At 71.5% G+C, this 18,619-nt stretch carries 19 protein-coding genes; 5 read left to right on the plus strand and 14 right to left on the minus strand.

What is annotated here, in order from left to right:
- The first annotated feature begins 6 nt into the window (after positions 1 to 6).
- The gene (locus tag AB4Y83_RS15600; protein WP_442297427.1) at positions 7 to 1,815 is read left to right on the plus strand and encodes an FG-GAP repeat domain-containing protein; all 1,809 of its coding nucleotides are present in this window, start codon (positions 7 to 9) and stop codon (positions 1,813 to 1,815) included.
- A 131-nt stretch (positions 1,816 to 1,946) separates the two neighbouring features.
- Here the strand turns inward: AB4Y83_RS15600 and AB4Y83_RS15605 are convergent, their stop codons facing one another.
- The 4 genes from AB4Y83_RS15605 to hflX form a co-directional block, all read right to left on the minus strand.
- Positions 1,947 to 2,369: a hypothetical protein gene (locus AB4Y83_RS15605; RefSeq protein ID WP_442297428.1), complete on the minus strand. Its 423-nt coding sequence runs from the start codon at positions 2,367 to 2,369 to the stop codon at positions 1,947 to 1,949.
- Positions 2,366 to 3,436, minus strand: coding sequence for a GNAT family N-acetyltransferase (locus AB4Y83_RS15610; protein ID WP_442274710.1), 1,071 nt, complete (start codon positions 3,434 to 3,436; stop codon positions 2,366 to 2,368). Before AB4Y83_RS15610 ends, AB4Y83_RS15605 begins: the two co-directional genes overlap by 4 nt.
- A complete protein-coding gene (locus tag AB4Y83_RS15615) occupies positions 3,433 to 3,588 on the minus strand; it encodes a hypothetical protein (RefSeq protein WP_020142601.1) in 156 nt (51 codons plus the stop codon). The genes AB4Y83_RS15610 and AB4Y83_RS15615 overlap by 4 nt, the downstream gene beginning before the upstream one ends.
- Positions 3,589 to 3,670: 82 nt before the next feature.
- Positions 3,671 to 5,176, minus strand: a complete 1,506-nt coding sequence (hflX, locus tag AB4Y83_RS15620) for a GTPase HflX (RefSeq protein ID WP_442274711.1) — start codon at positions 5,174 to 5,176, stop codon at positions 3,671 to 3,673.
- A gap of 121 nt (positions 5,177 to 5,297) precedes the next feature.
- Here hflX and AB4Y83_RS15625 point away from each other — a divergent pair, with 121 nt between their 5' ends.
- Both AB4Y83_RS15625 and AB4Y83_RS15630 read left to right on the plus strand, forming a co-directional pair.
- Positions 5,298 to 5,909 (plus strand): class I SAM-dependent methyltransferase, encoded by a 612-nt coding sequence (locus AB4Y83_RS15625; protein WP_442274712.1) that lies wholly within the window; start codon positions 5,298 to 5,300, stop codon positions 5,907 to 5,909.
- 1 nt (position 5,910) lies between these two features.
- Positions 5,911 to 6,660 (plus strand): nucleotidyltransferase domain-containing protein, encoded by a 750-nt coding sequence (locus AB4Y83_RS15630; protein ID WP_442274878.1) that lies wholly within the window; start codon positions 5,911 to 5,913, stop codon positions 6,658 to 6,660.
- Between the two features lie 50 nt (positions 6,661 to 6,710).
- On the opposite strand, the gene dapF is transcribed toward AB4Y83_RS15630, so the two are convergent.
- From dapF to miaB, 4 genes are read right to left on the minus strand one after another with little or no spacing between them, the layout of a single operon-like run.
- The gene (gene dapF / locus AB4Y83_RS15635) at positions 6,711 to 7,562 is read right to left on the minus strand and encodes a diaminopimelate epimerase (protein ID WP_442274713.1); all 852 of its coding nucleotides are present in this window, start codon (positions 7,560 to 7,562) and stop codon (positions 6,711 to 6,713) included.
- Between the two features lies 1 nt (position 7,563).
- Positions 7,564 to 8,529 carry a tRNA (adenosine(37)-N6)-dimethylallyltransferase MiaA gene (gene miaA, locus AB4Y83_RS15640; protein ID WP_442297429.1) on the minus strand — a complete coding sequence of 322 codons (966 nt, stop codon included), beginning with the start codon at positions 8,527 to 8,529 and terminating at the stop codon, positions 7,564 to 7,566.
- A 45-nt stretch (positions 8,530 to 8,574) separates the two neighbouring features.
- A complete protein-coding gene (def, locus tag AB4Y83_RS15645) occupies positions 8,575 to 9,189 on the minus strand; it encodes a peptide deformylase (RefSeq protein WP_442274715.1) in 615 nt (204 codons plus the stop codon).
- Positions 9,190 to 9,231: 42 nt separating this feature from the next.
- Positions 9,232 to 10,803, minus strand: coding sequence for a tRNA (N6-isopentenyl adenosine(37)-C2)-methylthiotransferase MiaB (miaB, locus tag AB4Y83_RS15650; protein ID WP_442274716.1), 1,572 nt, complete (start codon positions 10,801 to 10,803; stop codon positions 9,232 to 9,234).
- A 197-nt stretch (positions 10,804 to 11,000) separates the two neighbouring features.
- Between miaB and AB4Y83_RS15655 the strand changes: the two genes are divergently transcribed.
- Positions 11,001 to 11,606, plus strand: a complete 606-nt coding sequence (locus tag AB4Y83_RS15655; protein ID WP_442274717.1) for a YceI family protein — start codon at positions 11,001 to 11,003, stop codon at positions 11,604 to 11,606.
- A 98-nt stretch (positions 11,607 to 11,704) separates the two neighbouring features.
- Here AB4Y83_RS15655 and AB4Y83_RS15660 read toward each other — a convergent pair whose 3' ends face one another.
- The 4 genes from AB4Y83_RS15660 to AB4Y83_RS15675 form a co-directional block, all read right to left on the minus strand.
- On the minus strand, positions 11,705 to 12,631 hold the full coding sequence (locus AB4Y83_RS15660; protein ID WP_442297430.1) for a regulatory protein RecX: 927 nt from the start codon (positions 12,629 to 12,631) through the stop codon (positions 11,705 to 11,707).
- Between the two features lie 2 nt (positions 12,632 to 12,633).
- Complete coding sequence (gene recA / locus AB4Y83_RS15665; RefSeq protein WP_028785358.1) at positions 12,634 to 13,683, minus strand: recombinase RecA; 1,050 nt, start codon at positions 13,681 to 13,683, stop codon at positions 12,634 to 12,636.
- A 219-nt stretch (positions 13,684 to 13,902) separates the two neighbouring features.
- A complete protein-coding gene (locus AB4Y83_RS15670) occupies positions 13,903 to 14,451 on the minus strand; it encodes an O-acetyl-ADP-ribose deacetylase (RefSeq protein WP_442274719.1) in 549 nt (182 codons plus the stop codon).
- The gene (locus AB4Y83_RS15675; RefSeq protein ID WP_082620036.1) at positions 14,451 to 14,699 is read right to left on the minus strand and encodes a DUF3046 domain-containing protein; all 249 of its coding nucleotides are present in this window, start codon (positions 14,697 to 14,699) and stop codon (positions 14,451 to 14,453) included. Before AB4Y83_RS15675 ends, AB4Y83_RS15670 begins: the two co-directional genes overlap by 1 nt.
- A gap of 156 nt (positions 14,700 to 14,855) precedes the next feature.
- Between AB4Y83_RS15675 and AB4Y83_RS15680 the strand changes: the two genes are divergently transcribed.
- A complete protein-coding gene (locus tag AB4Y83_RS15680) occupies positions 14,856 to 16,475 on the plus strand; it encodes a DUF3352 domain-containing protein (RefSeq protein ID WP_442297431.1) in 1,620 nt (539 codons plus the stop codon).
- A 59-nt stretch (positions 16,476 to 16,534) separates the two neighbouring features.
- Here AB4Y83_RS15680 and AB4Y83_RS15685 read toward each other — a convergent pair whose 3' ends face one another.
- Positions 16,535 to 17,641, minus strand: a complete 1,107-nt coding sequence (locus tag AB4Y83_RS15685; RefSeq protein WP_442274721.1) for a dipeptide epimerase — start codon at positions 17,639 to 17,641, stop codon at positions 16,535 to 16,537.
- Positions 17,638 to 18,603 carry a serine hydrolase gene (locus tag AB4Y83_RS15690; RefSeq protein WP_442274722.1) on the minus strand — a complete coding sequence of 322 codons (966 nt, stop codon included), beginning with the start codon at positions 18,601 to 18,603 and terminating at the stop codon, positions 17,638 to 17,640. Before AB4Y83_RS15690 ends, AB4Y83_RS15685 begins: the two co-directional genes overlap by 4 nt.
- Positions 18,604 to 18,619: the final 16 nt, after the last annotated feature.

An 18,619-nucleotide genomic window follows, 5' to 3' on the forward strand; every position in this document is an offset into this window, starting at 1 on the left:
GCTCATATGACTGCAGCGGCGCGCGGCGCCCGGTCCTCGACCCGTCGCCGACGGCTCGTGGCCCTCGGCGCGGCACTGGCACTGTTGCCTGCGGCGCTCGCGGGCTCTCCCACGGCTAGCGCCGACGAGGTGCCTGACCTGCTCCATCCCACCGCAGAGGTCTTCGGGTCCTCCGAGTTGCTCTGGGTGCAGGCGCACTCACAGCTGTCCTGCGAGGCCTGGAGCGGGCCCGGATGGGTGCCCGGCACCACGATCGCGCGGCGGTGGCTCGACGACAACGGGACCGAGATCGTCACGTCGAGGTACCTGACCGTGTCGATCTCCGATCTCGGCACCTCCTTCACCTGCGAGGCGACGGCAACCACGCCAGCCGGAGACACCCAGACGGTTCGCAGCCTGCCGAAGCGGGTCACCCTCGGGTCCGGTACGGCCTACGTCGGCTACAGCGCCGACCGCACCTACTCTCCCGGCGGACCCGCTTTCCTGCTGTACGACGACCAGCGCCTCGCGACGTCCGTGGCGGCCAGGGCCGGGGAGATCCGCACGACGTACACGTGGCTGCGCGACGGCGTGGCCATCGCCGGCGGCGGTGGCGAGACGACCCGTCMATGGTCTCACCGCCTCACGGACGGCGACGCCGGACACCACCTGTCGCTGCGCATGTCGGTCGGCCAGGCCGCCACCGGGATCTCCGCGACCTACACGTCGGACCCGACACCCACCGTCGGCACGTGGTCCCTGACCGCGACCATCCCCGCGACCCCTCTGAAGGTCGACAACGCGCTCGCCGTCGAGGTTCGCCCCACCCAGGCCTACCCCGACGCCTTCTCGGACGACCTGTTCGGCCGGTTCACCACCACGCAGCAGTGGCTGCGCAACGGTGTCCCCATCTACGGCGCGACCCGGGACGCCTACACCCTCACCCGACTCGATGTCGGCAAGCGCCTGTCTGTTCGGGTGACCGTCCGCTCGCCCGGATATGTGACGCGCACGCTCACCACGGCCCAGACGGCCGTCATGCCGGGCACCTACCAGCCCGTGTCGCTCTCCGGTGACCGGTACCGCGACATCGCCGTGCGGGAACAGGGCTACCTGCTGACGCGCGACGGGTTCAACGGCGGCATCGACTGGGGCGGCGCACAGTCGGCCAAGGCCTCGTGGGGCAGCTGGGCCACGGCGTTGGCGGTGGGAGACATGTCCGGCGACGGGCAGGAGGACTTCGTCGTCCGTGACGCCCAGGGCTACCTCTGGGCCTACCGCACCGACCCGATCGAGTACTCCGCCAACCTTGGCCGCTTCCGTATCGGCAGCGGCTGGAACGGCATGGACCGCGTCCTGGCGGGCGCGGACTTCGACGGCGACCGCTACGGCGACGTCATGGCACGGCGCCGGTCGGACGGCGCGCTCCTCTTCTACGCCGGTCGCGGTCCCCTCGGTCTCGCCCCCGGCAAGGTCGTCGGCACGGGTTTCGGCAACCGCCGCATCGTCACGGTCGCAGGCGACATGAACCGGGACGGACGAGCGGACCTCTACTCGATGACGACCGCCGGGAACCTCTATTTCCACGCAGGGCTCGGCAACGGCCGGGTCGCGGCCGGAGTCCTCGTCGAACGCGGATGGCAGGGCTACACCGCGGTCCTGCGCGCCGGTGACCTCACCGGCGACGGTCGCGCCGACCTCCTCGCCCGTGACGCGTCCGGGTGGCTGTGGCTCTACCCCGGCGAGGGCAACGGGCACGTCGGTACCCGGAAGATCTCCAACCGCGTCCTCGACAACAACCGCGTCGCCTTCAAGGTCCCGAGCGCCATCTACTGACCGTGTCACGGGCACGGGCCGCGGCCCCCCACGCGCTCCTGAGCAGGAGACTGCGACAGCCCGTGGCGTCGCGGCCCTCCTGAAGGACCCTCCGCCCCCCGACTCCGAAACCAGCGGCGGAGCCCTGCCCCTCAGCCCTGGACCGATGCCGTGACCGCAGCGGCGAGCACGACGACGGCCATGGCGCAGCGCCAGTGGTCGACGCGGGACAGGCCGGCCGCGACACCGGCGTCGTAGCCGCGTCCGAGCCGTCCGTGCCGTGGCGCTGCGCCCACGGCGGTCAGCACGAGGATGACACCGAACCCCCCTGCGGCGACCCCCACGCTGAGCGATGCCGGACCGCTGGACAGCACCCAGACCACTGACAGCAGCACGGCTCCGTAGGTGACGACGACGAGCGGCACGATCCGGCGGCCGTGCGCGGCGTGGCGCCGGGCCCAGTCATGGTCGTCGCCGAGGAGCGCCGGGTAGACGAGCGCCGTGACGGTGACCTGGAACCCGGCGTGGAGCGCAGCGGCAGCGGTGAGAGCGACGAGCGGGGCGCCGACGCTCACGACAGCGGAGTCCCGTCGACGCGCCGCGCCATCGTGACGTCGTCGCGGTAGTCGCTCGCGCTGAGGCGAAGGCCGCGTGGCACCCGACCGACCTCGGTCCAGCCCGCGCGGACGTAGAACTCCCCCAGACCGAGACCGTCGCGGTAGTCGAGGCGCAGCAGCTCGACCCAAGGCAGCTCGCGTCGGGCGATGCCGACCATGCCGCCGAGGAAGATGCGGCCGAGGTTGCGCCCCTGGGCGGCCGGGTCGACCATGAGCCGCTTCAGCCCGGCGACGTGGTCGTAGGGGAAGCCTCTCGAGTGCTCCCAGAAGCCGATGCCGAGCAAGGAACCGCCGGGCTCCCTGAGCACACAGAGCAGCGAGCGCCGCGCACGGACGTCGTCGAGGTGCCCGTCGAGCGCGGCCGCCACGTCGTGCCGGGTCGCCCCGGGCAGGAAGCCGACGGAGCCACCGGCGTCGTTGACGCGCACCCAGAGGTCCACGACGGCCTCCCGGAGCCCGGCGCCGACCGCCTCTCGAGGCACGGACGCGACCTTCGGCGCCTCGAAGTAGGGCATCGGCTCGCTCTCCGGCTCGCCCTTCATCCGCCGGGTGCCTACCTGGACGAGTCCCGCCGACACCGCCGTGCGCATCGACGCCGCGTTGACGGCGTCGACCATCGCCGTCACGAGCGCGTCCGGGCGGTGCTCGACGCCCCACGCGACGACCGCGCGCGCGATCTCCCTCCCGAGACCTGCACCCAGGCGGTCGTGCGCGAGTCGGTAGTAGAGGTTGAGGCTCGAGGCGTCGGAGTCCTTGTGCCGCAAGCCCGCCCACCCGACGACCTCACCGGTCGCGCGGTCGACGACGGCGGCATACCCCAGCTCGTCCCGCTCCCAGTCGGCGAGGTCGGCCTCGAGCCTCTCGCGGCACCGCTCGAGGCTGGGCATGCTCGAGGGCGAGTGGGCATACGTGCGCGGGTCGCTGTGGAGGCGCACGTAGTCGTCGAGGTCGTCGGCCCGCGGACGCCGCAGGACGAGCCGTTCGGTCGTCAGCCACACGGCCCCGCCGTCGGCGGGAGCGGTCACGGCGCCTGTCGCTCGGGCGCGCGCGTCTCACAGGCGGCCAGCGGCGCGCCGTCGCAGCAGGGCTCGATGTAGAGGCACTTCGGGCAGCGGTTGTGCGCCTGCTCGGCATACATCTGGGTGCCGCAGTAGGGGCACGGGATCTCGAGGGCCATGCTCCTCATCCTCCCCGACACCCCCGACGGCCGGGCACCGACATGCCGAAGGGCCCGGTGAGGGGCCCTTCGGCGGTGTCCGTCAGCTGGCGACGACGGCGTATGCCGCGAGGTCGGGCTCCATGCTCGGCGTGACCTTGGCGCGCAGCCGGGTCCCCTCGGCCACGTGCTCGCTCTGGAGGATCTCACCCTCCTCGTGGAGGCGCGAGATGAGATCACCGCGCTCGTAGGGCACGAGCACGTCCACCTCGATGTCGGGCTTCGGCAGCTCCTCGTCGATGAGGGCACGCAGCTCGTCGAGGCCGGCGCCGGTGCGCGCTGACACGGTGATGCAGTGCTTCTCGTGGCGGCGGAGCCGGTCGAGCACCTCCGGGTCGGCGATGTCGGCCTTGTTGACGACGATGATCTCCTTGATCTGGTCGCCACCGACCTCTGCGAGCACCTCGCGCACGGCCGAGATCTGGCCCTCGGGGTCGGGGTGCGATCCGTCGACGACGTGCAGGAGCAGGTCGGAGTCGCCCACCTCCTCGAGCGTCGAGCGGAACGCCTCGACGAGCTGGTGCGGAAGGCTGCGCACGAAGCCGACGGTGTCGGCGAGCGTGTAGACGCGGCCGTCCTCGGTCTCGGTGCGACGCACGGTCGGGTCAAGGGTCGCGAAGAGCTGGTTCTCGACGAGGACGCCGGCGCCGGTGAGGCGGTTGAGCAGCGAGCTCTTGCCGGCATTGGTGTAGCCGGCGATGGCCACCGACGGGACGCCGCCGGCCCGGCGCGAGTGGCGACGGGTGTCGCGGCTCGTCTTCATTCCCTTGATGTCGCGGCGCAGCTTGGCGATCTTCGTGTTGATGCGGCGACGGTCGAGCTCGATCTTCGTCTCACCGGGTCCACGCGAGCCGATGCCCTCACCGCCGGCGACCCGGCCACCGGCCTGACGGGACATCGACTCGCCCCAGCCACGCAGGCGCGGCAGGAGGTACTGGAGCTGGGCCAGCTCGACCTGAGCGCGGCCCTCACGGCTCTTGGCGTGCTGGGCGAAGATATCGAGGATGAGCGCGGTGCGGTCGATGACCTTGACCTTGACGACGTCCTCGAGCGCTCGGCGCTGGCTGGGGGCCAGCTCACCGTCGCAGATGACGGTGTCGGCGCCCTCCTCGACGACGATGTCGCGCAGCTCGATCGCCTTGCCCTTGCCGAGCCAGGTCGCCGGGTCGGGCTTCTGGCGGCGCTGGACGACGCCCTCGAGCACGGTCGAGCCGGCGGTCTCGGCGAGCGCCGCTAGCTCGCGGATGGAGTTCTCGGCGTCGTCGGCGGTGCCCTCGGTCCAGACACCGGCCAGCACGACGCGCTCGAGGCGCAGCTGGCGGTACTCGACCTCGGTGATGTCCTCGAGCTCGGTCGACAGGCCCTGGACGCGGCGGAGCGCGGCGCGCTCCTCGCGGTCGAGCTGGTCGCCGTCGTAGAGCGGGTATGCCGTCTCGTCGGTCTCGTGGAGCTCCTCGGCCAGCGCGTCGGCGCGGGTGGCGAAGAGGGTGCGCTCGCGCTGCACGGCGCGGTCGGTGTCGCTGGGGTGGTTCGTGTGGTTGCTCGTCATGTTCTCCCTATGGTCCCACCCGTAGAACGCCACGAGCCACTCGTTTGTGCCCGAACCGGCGTGCAGGGCACGGCGGGTAGGGTGCCGCGGTCGACGGGCCGGGGCCGATACGGTGACCGTGATGAGCGAGCCGACCGACCACTACTTCACCGCCGAGCCGGCCACCCCGGAGGAGCGACGCACCATCGAGGTCGTCCTCGACGGGCACCGGTACACGCTGACGACGGCCCGCGGCGTCTACTCCCCCGACCGCCTCGACCCGGGCACGGCCGTGCTGCTCCAGGGCGCTCCCGACCCGAGCCCGACCGGGGACCTGCTCGACATCGGCTGCGGCTGGGGCCCGATCTCGCTGACCCTCGCGCTCCGCTCCCCCGGCGCCAAGGTCTGGGGTGTCGACGTCAACCGCCGGTCGCTCGACCTGGCGCGGACCAACGCCGCGGCGGTGGGGGTCGACAACACGACCTTCTGCGAGCCGGACGAGGTGCCCGACGACGTGCGCTTCACGACGATCTGGTCCAACCCGCCGATCCACGTCGGCAAGCCCGCCCTCCACGCCCTGCTCGAGCGGTGGCTCCCACGCCTGGCCGACGACGGCGTCGCGCACCTCGTCGTCCAGAAGCACCTCGGCTCCGACTCGCTCCAGCGGTGGATCACCGAGCAGGACTGGGGGCTCAGGTGCACCCGCCTCTCGTCCGCCAAGGCGTTCCGCATCCTCGAGGTGCGCCGTGCCTGACATGGACGGGGCCGTCGACGACGCGCGGGCCCTCGTGGCCCGCTGGTTCCCCGAGGCGGGGGCTGCGTGGCTCGGCGGTAGCGTCGTCCTCGGCTCCGCCACCCCGGGCTCCGACCTCGACGTGACCGTGCTCCTGCCCGGGCCACCAGCGCCGTACCGCGATGCGCGGCGCTTCCGCGACTGGCCGGTCGAGCTCTTCGTGCACACCGAGACGTCGCTCGGCCACTACGTGCGGCGCGACGTCGCCGGCGGGCGGCCCACCATGGTGCGGCTCCTCGGACGCTCGGTCGTCCTCCTCGACAACGACGGGTCCGGTGCCCAGTGGCAGCGGACGGCGCAGCAGCTGCTCGCCGCGGGACCTCCCCGGCTCACCGGCGACGACCTCGCCACGATGAGGTATGCCGTCACCGACCTGCTCGACGACGTGACCCACGCGCACGACGCCCACGAGCGGCTCGTCTGCGCCGTGCTGCTCGCCGACGAGGCCGCTCACCTGCTCCTGCACGGATCGGGTCACTGGTGGGGCCGCGGCAAGTGGGTGGCGCGCGAGCTCGCCGACTTCGACGAGCGCGAGAACACCTCTTGGCGGGAGAGGCACGAGAAGGCACTCGTCACGGCGGCTGCCGGCGACGTGTCACTGCTGCTCGCCTTCGCCGACGACGTGCTGGCCCGCCATGGCGGTCCGCTGTTCGAGGGCTTCAGGCTCGCGGGCACCGACCCTGCTGCGCCACCGGATCCCGGTTCGGCCTGATCCCGAGCCCCGGGTGGCTGCCTCCACCACCCGAACGGGGCCGACGGTCGTCAGAGCGGGAAGTCCCCGTCGGCGACGAGGACCGCGGGTCCTGCGAGCTCGACCCGCTGGCCGGCCAGGGGCGTGACGGTGAGGCGCCCACCCGGCACGTCGACCGTCCACGGGCTGAGGTCCTCCACCCCGGACCAGAAGCGCGTCGCGAGGGCGGCCGCAGCAGCGCCCGTGCCGCACGACCGGGTCTCGCCGACCCCACGCTCGTGGACGCGCATGGCGATGTGACCGGGTCCGACTGCTCGGACGAACTCGACGTTGGACCCGTCGGCCGGCTCCGGATGCAGTTCGGGCGCCTCACCGAGGTCGAGGTTCTCGAGGGCGATGCCCTCGGGCAGCATGACGACCGCGTGCGGGTTGCCGAGGTCGAGGGTCAGTGCCGGCACGGGCTTGCCGTGGCGCGGCTTGACCATGACGTCGAAACCGTCGCGGCGGGCACCCTCCTCGTCGCCGAGACGCCACGGACCGAGGTCGACGGCATACCCCTGCTCGACGACGCGCACCGTCTTGACGCCGGCGCGGGTGGCGATGCTGAAGGTCGAGCCGAACGCCAGGCCCTCACGGCGGAGGTACTCGGCGAAGACGCGCGTGCCGTTGCCGCACATCTCGGCGAGCGAGCCGTCGGCGTTGCGGTAGTCCATGAACCACTCGGCCTCGCGCGACTGCGCTCGCACGTCCTCGTCGGTCGAGAGCGCCGCGCGCACGACCCTGATGACGCCGTCGGCCCCGAGTCCGGCGTGCCGGTCGGCGATGCGTTGCACCTGGGCGGGGGTGAGCTCGAGCGAGCCCTCGAGGTCGGGGACGAGGACGAAGTCGTTCTCGGTGCCGTGGCCCTTGGTGAAGCGCGTCATGTCAGTCATTCTCCGGTATGCCGTCGCGCACCCGCGCATCCGCCTCACGAACTGCCGTGAGGGCCCGGTCGAGCAGGTCCGGGCTCGTGGCGTCGAGCCACTCGATGCGGGGGTCGGGCCTGAACCACGACTCCTGCCGGCGGGCGTAGCGGCGAGTCGCCTGAGCCGTGTCGCTGCGCGCCGTGGCCTCGTCGAGGGCGCCGTCGACGACGGCGATGGCCTGGCTGTAGCCGATGGCCCGACTCGCGGTGACACCGTCGCGCAGACCTACGGCGAGGAGGGCCTCGGTCTCGCCACGCAGCCCCGCCTCCCACATGCGCTCGACACGCCGCTCGATGCGTTCCACGAGGACGTCACGGTCGACGCGGAGGCCCAGGACAACTGCCGGAGAGACGAACTCACGCGTGGGCATCGACGCACTGAACGGGCGGCCGGTGAGCTCGATGACCTCGAGGGCCCGGATCACCCGTCGGCGGTTGCCGGGCAGGATCGCGGCGGCAGCCCGTGGGTCGAGAGCGAGCAGCCGCGCGTGCATCGCGTCACCACCGACCACCTCGGCCTCGGCCTCGAGGCGCCCGCGCACGGCGGCGTCGGTGGGCGGGATCTCGAGCCGGTCGAGGGCGGCTCGGACGTAGAGGCCCGACCCGCCGACGAGGAGCGGCCGGTGGCCTCGCCCGCGGATCGCGGCGATGTCGGCGCGGGCTGCCGCCTGGTAGCCGGCGACGCTGGCCTCCTCGGTCACGTCGAAGACGTCGAGCTGGTGGTGGGCGATGCCGCGCCGCTCGGCGGYGGGCAGCTTGGCCGTGCCGATGTCCATGCCGCGGTAGAACTGCATGGCGTCGGCGTTGACGATCTCACCACCGAGCCGCGCGGCGAGGTCGAGGGCCAGGTCGGACTTGCCCGTCGCCGTCGGCCCGACGACGGCGACCACCGGAGCGGCGACCGTCGGCGCGCTGTCAGGCGTCACGACGGTCCGGACGCGAGCAGGTCGTGGCTGTCACGAGGCGAGGGCTCAGCCGATGAGGTCGTCGGCGTACTCGTCAACCTCGTCCTCGTCGTGACCGAACGGGTCCTTGTCGACGCCTGGATGCCACGAGCTGCCGGGCTTGCCCCAGCCGTTGCGCTTGACGGCCTTGCGGGCCTTCTTGGACTGGCGGTCGTCGAGACGGTCGACGTAGAGGGTGCCGTTGAGGTGGTCGTACTCGTGCTGCATGCACCGCGCGAACCATCCGGTCGCGTCGAACTCGACGCGGTTGCCGTCGACGTCGAAGCCGATGACGTGGGCGCGGTCGGCCCGCTTGAGGGGGAAGGCCTCACCGGGCACCGAGAGGCAGCCCTCGGTCTCCTCGTCGGGGTTCGGGCGCTCCTGCGGGATCTTCGAGGTGGTGACCGTCGGGTTGATGACGTGCCCCTGCTCGGGCACGCCGTCCTCGTTGGCCATCTTCCAGATGAACACCCGCAGCCCGACCCCGATCTGGGGTGCCGCGAGCCCGACGCCGTTGGCCGCGACGTTCGTCTCGTACATGTCCTCGACGAGGGTGCGGAGCTCGTCGTCGAAGTCCGTGACGAGGGCGGCGGCCCGGTGCAGGACGGGCTCACCGGTGATGACGATGGGGCGCACACTCATGCACCAAGTCAAGCACGTGGGGACGCGCTGACCCGAATCGGCTCAGACGACAGAGCAGCCCGACGCCACCGGGGTGATGGCCGGTCGACCGATGGACGGCATGCCGAGGCTCACGGCCGGCTTGCCGGTGCCTTGAGGCGCGTCCTGGAGCGCCGCCCAGGCGTCACCCCCGGGGGTGCGCCGGACGGCATACGTCCCGCCCTCGAGGCCCGAGTCGGCCACGAGGTGGTGCGGCGCGCCGTACGTGACCTTCACGGTGACCATGTCGCCGGGGCGGGGCACCTCCGCGCCCTCGGGAACGGCGAAGTGGACGAGCCGGTTGTCGCGGGCCCGCCCTGACAGCCGCTTCGTCTCGACGTCCTTGCGACCCTCCGACGGCGCGACGAGCACCTCGACCTCACGGCCCTCGACGGCGCGGTTGCCGGCCCAGCTGACCTCCTCCTGCACGGCGATGAGTCGCTCGAAGCGCTCCTGCACGACGGCCTTGGGGACCTGGTCGTCCATCGTCGCAGCGGGGGTGCCGGGCCGGATGGAGTACTGGAAGGTGAAGGCGCTGGAGAAGCGCGACTCGCGGACGACGTCGAGCGTGCCCTGGAAGTCCTCCTCGGTCTCGCCGGGGAAGCCGACGATGATGTCGGTCGTGATCGCCGCGTCCGGGATGTGCCGGCGGACGTTCTCGATGATCCGGAGGAACTTCGTGCTCCGGTAGGAGCGGCGCATGTCCTTGAGCACCTTGTCCGAGCCGGACTGGAGGGGCATGTGCAGGCTGGGCATCACGTTGGGAGTCTCGGCCATCGCGAGGATGACGTCCTCGGTGAAGGCGGCCGGGTGCGGGCTCGTGAAGCGGACGCGCTCGAGGCCCTCGATCTCGCCGCAGGCGCGCAGCAGCTTGCCGAAGGCGAGGCGGTCGCCGAACTCCACGCCGTAGGTGTTGACGTTCTGGCCGAGCAGGGTCACCTCGACGACGCCCTGGGCCACGAGCGCCTCGATCTCGGCGAGGATCTCGCCGGGACGACGGTCCTGCTCCTTGCCGCGCAGGCTCGGCACGATGCAGAAGGTGCACGTGTTGTTGCAGCCGACCGAGATGGAGACCCAGGCGCTGTAGGCCGAGTCGCGACGGGTCGGCAGGGTCGAGGGGAAGACCTCGAGGCTCTCGAGGATCTCGACCTCGGCGCGCTTGTTGTGGGCCGCCCGGTCGAGCAGGGCGGGCAACGAGCCGATGTTGTGGGTGCCGAAGACGACGTCGACCCACGGCGCGCGTTGGACGATGGTGCCGCGGTCCTTCTGGGCCATGCAGCCGCCGACGGCGATCTGCATGTCGGGGTTCTTCTGCTTCGCCGGGCGCAGCTGTCCGAGGTTGCCGTACAGCTTGTTGTCGGCGTTCTCTCGCACGGCGCACGTGTTGAACACGACGACGTCGGCGACCTCCGGCCGCTCCCCGGTCGGCAGGCTCGCGAGGTCGACGTAGCCCGCCGTCTCGAGCAGCCCGGCGAGTCGCTCGCTGTCGTGGACGTTCATCTGGCACCCATGGGTGCGGACGTCGTAGGTGCGGGGCGAGCCGGCGGGCGCGGTGGTGGCGGCCTCGGGCGTGGGCGCGAAGTTCTGCGTTGTCATGGCACCGACAAGGGTACGTCGTGCAGCGCGCTCCCACGGCCGGGCGCGGTCGATGCTCCGGTCCGGCCTCGATCCCAGCGCGCGAGACGAAGGAATAGGGGTGATGGTGGACCTGTTGACCCCATTGCTTGACAGTTCAACGACTTGAGTGCATCATAGTTGTTGAAGATTCAATAACCTACTCCGAAGGACACATCATGGGCCTGTTCACCCGCACCAAGGACGAGACCGTCTCCGAGACCCCCTCGGTCGCTGTCGAGAACATCTCCGGCGACTACACCATCGACCCGAGCCACACGCGCATCGGCTTCTCCGCACGCCACGCGATGGTCACGAAGGTCCGCGGCCACTTCGACGAGTTCGAGGGCTCGGCCCACGTCGACACCGTGACGCCGGCGAACTCCTCGGTGACCGTGACGATCCAGGCCGCCAGCGTCACCACGGGCAACGAGCAGCGCGACGGTCACCTCAAGACCCCCGACTTCTTCGACATCGCCACCTACCCGCAGATCACGTTCGTCTCGACGAACGTCGAGCGCGACGGCGCCGAGTGGGACATCACCGGCGACCTGACCATCAACGGTGTCACCAAGTCCGTCACGATCCCCTTCGAGGAGACCGGCTCGGCCAAGGACCCGTTCGGCAACACGCGCGTCGGCTTCGAGGGTGACGTCACCATCGACCGCACCGAGTGGAACCTCTCTTTCAACGCGGCCCTCGAGACCGGTGGCGTCCTCGTCAGCGAGAAGGTCAAGCTCGAGTTCGACGTCTCCGCGATCGCCAACGTGCCCGCCGAGGTCTGAGCAGCACCGCACCACAGCACACCCAAGGGGGTGGGGACCACACGGTCCTCACCCCCTCGTGGTGTCCGGAGGGCATGCCGTGAGCACCGCGACGCTCCTCAGTCACGACCGTGTTCGGGCAGCCCGTCGACCGCGTCGCGGATGATCGGCCACGCGACCTCCCCCGAGTAGCCCTTGCGAGCGAGCAGCCCGGCCAGACGTCGGGTCTGGACCTCGGGAGCCAACCCGCGCATCGAGCGCAGCTTCTTGGCCACCAGCTGCTCAGCCCGGAGCCTCTCGTCCCCGGCACCCACCTGACCGAGCGCCTCGTCGGCGATCTCCTGGTCGATGCCCTGCTTGCGCAGCTCGTGCGCGAGCGCGCGCCGGGCCAGGCCCTTGTCCGACTGCTTCGAGCGGACGAGCATCTGGGCGTACGCCTCGTCGTCGATGAGACCGACCTCGGTCATCCGGTCGAGGACCTTCGCCGCCACGTCGTCCTCGCAGCCGCGCTGGCGCAGCTTCTTCTCGAGCTGGGCACGGCTGCGCGGCGCCATGCTCAGCTGTCGCAGGACGATCGCGCGTGCCACCGACTCGGCATCGGCCTCGGGCACGGCCGTCTCGACGTCCTCCGGCGGGGGCGCCCAGTCGGGTCGCTCCCCCACCTCATCGGAACCCCAGCCCGAGCGCGGCTTGGCAGACCGGCGCCCCCGACGGCCGGAGCCGCCGGCACCGCCCGACCGGCCCGGACGCCCGCCGCCGCGGGACCCTCCCGACGAGCCCGACGGGCTCGACCCGTCGGACCGGGTCATGCGTGTGCTCGCGGGCCGCCCGCTCTCATGCCCGGTCGGCTCGGCGCGGACGGGCACGGACCACGGCAGTCCGGACCGGCTCGCACCGGCCTCGGACGCCGACTCCCCCCAACCTGCATCCGAGCCTTCACCCGACGCACCGCCGGCTCGCACCCCGGCCACCCCCTCGGCCTCAGCCAGGGCGGCCGCGGCGCGAGCCAGACGGTCCCGTGCGGTCTCCTCTTCGGAGAGACCCATGGTCAGAAGTCGACAGGCACGTCCGACACCTCGGCGGGCTGGTCGACGCGCGGCCCGACGCCGAGCTTCTCCTTGACCTTCTTCTCGATCTCGTCGGCGAGGTCGGGGTTGTCCTTGAGGAAGTTGCGAGCGTTCTCCTTGCCCTGGCCGAGCTGGTCGCCGTCGTAGGTGTACCAGGCACCGGCCTTGCGGACGAAGCCGTGCTCGACGCCCATGTCGATGAGGCCGCCCTCACGCGAGATGCCGTGGCCGTAGAGGATGTCGAACTCGGCCTGCTTGAACGGCGGGGAGACCTTGTTCTTGACGACCTTGACGCGGGTGCGGTTGCCGACCGGCTCGGTGCCGTCCTTGAGGGTCTCGATGCGACGCACGTCGAGGCGGACCGAGGCGTAGAACTTCAGCGCCTTGCCACCGGTCGTCGTCTCGGGCGAGCCGAACATGACGCCGATCTTCTCGCGGAGCTGGTTGATGAAGATCGCCGTGGTGCCGGTGTTGTTGAGGGCGCCGGTGAGCTTGCGCAGCGCCTGGCTCATGAGTCGTGCCTGCAGGCCCACGTGGCTGTCGCCCATCTCACCCTCGATCTCGGCGCGCGGCACGAGGGCCGCCACGGAGTCGATGACGATGATGTCGATGGCACCCGAGCGGATCAGCATGTCGGCGATCTCGAGCGCCTGCTCGCCCGTGTCGGGCTGCGACACGAGCAGGGCGTCGGTGTCGACACCGAGCTTCTTCGCGTAGTCCGGGTCGAGCGCGTGCTCGGCGTCGATGAACGCCGCGATGCCACCGGCCTTCTGCGCGTTGGCGACCGCGTGGAGCGCGACGGTCGTCTTGCCCGAGGACTCCGGGCCGTAGATCTCGACGACGCGTCCGCGCGGCAGACCGCCGATGCCGAGAGCGACGTCGAGGGCGATCGATCCGGTGGGGATCACCTCGATGGGCGGACGGATGTCGTCGCCGAGGCGCATCACCGCACCCTTGCCGTAGCTCTTCTCGATCTGGCCCATCACCGAGGAGAGGGCCTTGTCCTTGTCCTTTTCCTGCACCGAAGCCATGTCGGTCACCTATCTGCCGTCTGCGTTGCGGTCGTCTACCTTCGACCCGGGCCACGGCCTCGTGCTGCGAGGTCCGCTGTCGGGTCAGACGCTAGGTGCCGGCGCCGACATCGGGAGGATCCACGAGACGGCCCGTGGACGATGCGGGTGGTGGCGCAGGACCTGTGGAGAACACTACCGAACAGGTGTTCGAAGTCCGCACGACACGCCGATCCCGGGTCAGCGTGTCGCTCTCAGCCGCGTCAGCGCCCGGTCGAACGCGGCGTACGCCGGGTCGGAGAAGAGCCAGAACCGCGCCTCGCGCACCCCGACGTGCACCGTGAGCGCTGCCGCCAGCGCCTCGAGCGACACCCCCGCCGCCGCGTCGAGCGGGTAGCCGTAGACCCCGCACGAGACGGCGGGGAAGGCGAGCACCGCGCAGCCGGCGGCGTCGGCGACCTCGACCGACCGCACGTAGCAGCTCGCCAGGAGCTCCGGCTCACCGTCACCTCCCCCTCGCCAGACCGGGCCGACCGTGTGGATGACGTGCCGCACGGGCAGCCGACCGGCGCCGGTGATCTTCGCGTCGCCGGTGTCGCACCCGCCGAGCAGCCGGCACTCGGCGAGCAGAGCCGGCCCCGCTGCCCGGTGGATCGCCCCGTCGACACCGCCGCCGCCCAGCAGGGACCGGTTCGCGGCATTGACGATGGCGTCGGCCGAGGCGTCGCTCGTGATGTCGCCGTGCCGCAGCGTGATCCGCGACAGACCGGGGTCGAGCGACGCCGGCATCAGCGACCGGCCTGACCGCCCTGGGCCCCCCGAGCGACACGGGTGTCACGTCCGAGACGTCGCTCCGGTGGCACGTCCATGTCGACGCACAGCGCTTCCCACACCGCACGCGGCGCCTCGCCGTCGGCGAGGGCCTGAACGACGGTGCGGTTGCCGAGCGCACCCAGCACGTGGTCACGGGCGAGCGACCCGGCATACGCCGCGCCGAACTCGTCGTCCATCAAGGTCCAGAAGTGGCTGATCCGCACCACTGCAGTGTGCCACCCGTGGCACCGGAACCGTTCCACGCGAATCCGTCGTCGGAGCGTTATCGCAACCGGCCGCGGACGTCCGGCGCTGCCGGTATCGTCCTCTCGTCCCGCGCGCAACCGCAGGACGCACCGAACTCTTCAGGGGAGCACACCATGACCGAGCCCACCGAGCCCACCGAGCCCACAGAGCCCACCGAGCCCACCGAGCCCACGCACGGGGCGAGCCAGCCCTACACCTACCCGACGCCCGCCGGAGCGGCCGAGACCGTTCCCGGCGAGGTCACGCTCTCCGACGACCCGCAGCCGCCCACGTCCGGGGGCCGCAAGCGCACGGGTCTGCTCGTCGGTGGCGTCGTCACCGCCCTCATCCTCGGTGGCGCCGGCGCCTTCGCCTTCCAGACGCTGAGCGGCGGCGGTTCGCAGCCCGCCGACGTGCTGCCCGGCGACGCCTACGCCTACCTCCGTCTCGACATCGACCCGTCCGCCGGCCAGAAGATCGCCGCCGTGCGCTTCCTGGGCAAGCTGCCCCAGGTCAAGGACACGCTCGGCGCCGACGACCCCCGCAAGCAGCTGTGGCAGCTCGCCTCGAAGGACGCGAGCAACGACTGCGTCGCCAGGTTCAGCTACGACACGGACATCGCGCCCTGGCTCGGTGACCGGGTCGGCGCCGCGATCCGTCCCGGTGGCACCGCGGACGCGCCCAACGTCGCCATCGCGATCCAGGTCAAGGACGAGTCCGCGGCCAAGGACACCCTGACCAAGCTGTTCGCCTGCGACAAGGGCGGGTCCGACACCGAGCTGCGGATGAAGGACGGCTACGCCATCGTCACGCCGCCCGGCGTGGGCGACGCCACCCTCGCGGCTGCCGCCAAGGGCACGCTCGCGCAGAACGCCGACTTCACCTCCGACATGGCGGCCCTCGGCGAGCAGGGCATCCTGTCGGCCTGGTTCGACATGGGCGCGGGCCTGAAGGAGATCCAGAAGTTCAGCGGCACGACCGGCATGGACGCGACGGCCCTGGCCTCGGCGAAGGGACGCTTCGCGACGGCGGTCCGCTTCGACGCAGACTACGTCGAGATGGCCGRCGTCGWGCGCGGCGCCGACGCGACGAAGTCCGTCAAGGGCGACGGCAGCGAGGTGGCCTCGCTGCCGGCCAACACGATGGCTGCCGTCAACGTCTCCGGCGCCGACCAGATGCTCGACTCGGCGTGGCCCCAGCTGAAGAAGCAGATCGAGAGCCTCGCCGCCGCCGACGGTGAGTCCGACCCGATCGGCATGGTCGAGCAGCAGCTCGGCATCAAGCTGCCCGACGACCTCAAGGTGCTGCTCGGCCGCTCCTTCACCCTGGCCATGCCCGAGCAGGACCTCAAGAGCGACGTGCCGGTCCTCGGGGCCAAGGTCGTCTCGAGCGACGCCAAGCGCGCCGACGAGCTCGTGGGTCGACTCATGGAGTCGGCCGGCGTCGGCGGCGACGTGCTGACCCACAAGGTCGAGGGCGACAAGGTCTTCGTGGCGACGACGCCCGACTACGCCGACGACCTCAAGTCGGGCGGCAAGCTCGGCGACAGCGACACCTTCAAGGTCGCGGTCGGTGACGTCAGCAACGCGACGGCGACGCTCTTTGTCGACCTCGACAAGGTCGACGCCCTCGTCAAGGGCGACGTCCACGGCGAGGCCAAGTCCTTCCTCGAGTCGCTGCGTGCCGTGGGCTTCACCGCCACCAACACCGGCAACGGTGAAGGCTCGTTCACGTTGCGCGTCCTGGGCGACTGACACCACCTGCAACGCTCGAAGGGCCCCGCTCCGGCGGGGCCCTTCGTGCGTGCGGTGGGTCAGTCGTGGTGGACGAACCCGCTGATCCCGAGACCGTCGGTCATCGGCACACGGATCTGGTTGCCCGAGTAGGCGATTCCACCCACGACGGGTGACGTGACCGACCACCATGCGGCGTCGAGGTCACTCACCTCGGTCGTGGGTTCGGCAGCCACGAGCGCTGCCGCGGCCCCGACCCCGACGTGGCTCTCCATCATCGAGCCCACGATGGTGCGCAGGCCGGCGTCGTGGGCGCGGCGCAGCATGTCGCGGCCCACGGTGAGCGATCCGCACTTGGCGAGCTTGACGTTGACGAGGTCCGCCGCGCCGAGCCGGATGATCCGTTCGAGGTCGTAGGGCCCGTAGCACGACTCGTCGGCCATGACCGGCAGCCCGACCCGCTCCCGCACCCAGGCCAGGCCCTCGACGTCGTCGGCCACGACCGGCTGCTCGACGAACTCGACCCCGAGGTCGGCGACCTCGAGTGCGCGGATGACCTGGACGGCCTCCTCGCGCGTCCACCCCTGGTTGGCGTCGAGCCGGATGCCGACGTCGGGTCCGACGGCGTCGCGCACCGCCGCGACACGCTGCACATCGGTGCTCGCGTCGGTGCCCACCTTCATCTTCAGGGTGCGGAAGCCGTCGGAGACGCGCGCACGCGCCGTGTCGGCGAGGGCGTCAGCCGCACCTGCCGACAGGGTGACGTCGGTCGTGAGCACCTCGCGTATGCCGTCCGGCCGGGTCGCGAGCAGCGCCGCCACCGACGTGCCCTCCGCCTGGGCGACGAGGTCGTGCAGGGCCGCGTCGACCGCTGCCTTGGCACCGAAGTTGCGGGCGACGGCCCGCTGGACGACGGCAGCAGCAGCGGCGAGGTCGCTGCGGTCGTCGAGCCGGTGGCCCGTGACGGCAGGCGCGAGCATCTGCTCGATGCACGCCGTGGCGCTCGCGAGCGACTCCCCCGTCACCTGCCACACCTGGGGCGCCTCTCCCCAACCCGTGCGGCCGTCGCTGTCGGTGACCGTCACGACGACGGTGTCGGTGGTCTCGGTGCGGCGCAGGGCCGTGACGAACGGCGTGTGGAGCCGCACGGACGAGGTCGTCGTCGTGACCCGCGCGACGGTCGTCATGCCCGCTCCCCCTCGGCCCCCGGCTGGGCCGCGAGGTCGGTCAGGGGCTCGGTCAGGGGCTCGGTCAGGGGCTCGGTCACGGTCCCCGGGTCGTCGGTCGGGTCGTCGGTCGGGTGCTCGGCACGCCAGACGTCCCGGGCGATGCCGGCGACGAAGACGGCGGCCTCCGTCTCGTCGAGGTCGATCGTCGTGCAGACGGCGATGACGAACGGCTCCTCGCCCACCGGCCGCACGAGCGCGACGTCGTGGGAGACGCCCGGGATCCAGCCCGACTTGCTCGCGGTCGGGGTGCCCGGCGGCAGGCCCGCCGGCACCTGGTCGACGTGCTCCTGCCGGGCCAGCATCTCCTCGACGGGCGCCAGCACCTCGTCGCCACCGAGGGCGGGCTCGCGGCGCCCGACCGCGGCCATGACGAGCCCGAGATCGGCGGCGGTCACCGTGTTGGTGATGCCGGCTCGACGGGCCACGGCGTCCTCGATGCCGCGCCCGACCACGGTGGCCGGCGAGCAGCCGACGATGCGGAGCACCTCGGCCACCTCGTCGAGGCCGACGACGTCGACGAGCAGGTTGGTCGCGATGTTGCTCGAGTGGGTGATGGCCTGCTCCGCCAGCTCTCCCAGCGTGCGGGTGCCGCCGAGCGCCGCCCAGGTCTGCGGGTCCTGGTCCTCGGCCTCGTCGAGGTCGAACGGGGATCCGTCGAGCACGGAGGCGAAGGTGCCGGTCACCGCGACCGGCGCGTCGAGGTCGAGTTCGCCGCGCACGACGCGGCGGAAGGCCGCGATGACGAGCGGGAGCTTCATCGTGGACGCGGCGTAGTGCGGCGCGAACGCGTCGTGCTCGTAGCGGGGCCGGCCGTCGAGGTCTCCCAGCCACACCGACACCGCCGCGTCAGGGTCCGAGGGGTCCGAGGCCGAGACGGCCCGGTCCAGGCGTGAGTCGAGGTCCGAGAAGGGGCTGGGCACCCCAGCACGGTAGACG

Source organism: Terrabacter sp. RAF57, from assembly GCF_052113925.1.
Classification (GTDB): Bacteria; Actinomycetota; Actinomycetes; order Actinomycetales; family Dermatophilaceae; genus Terrabacter.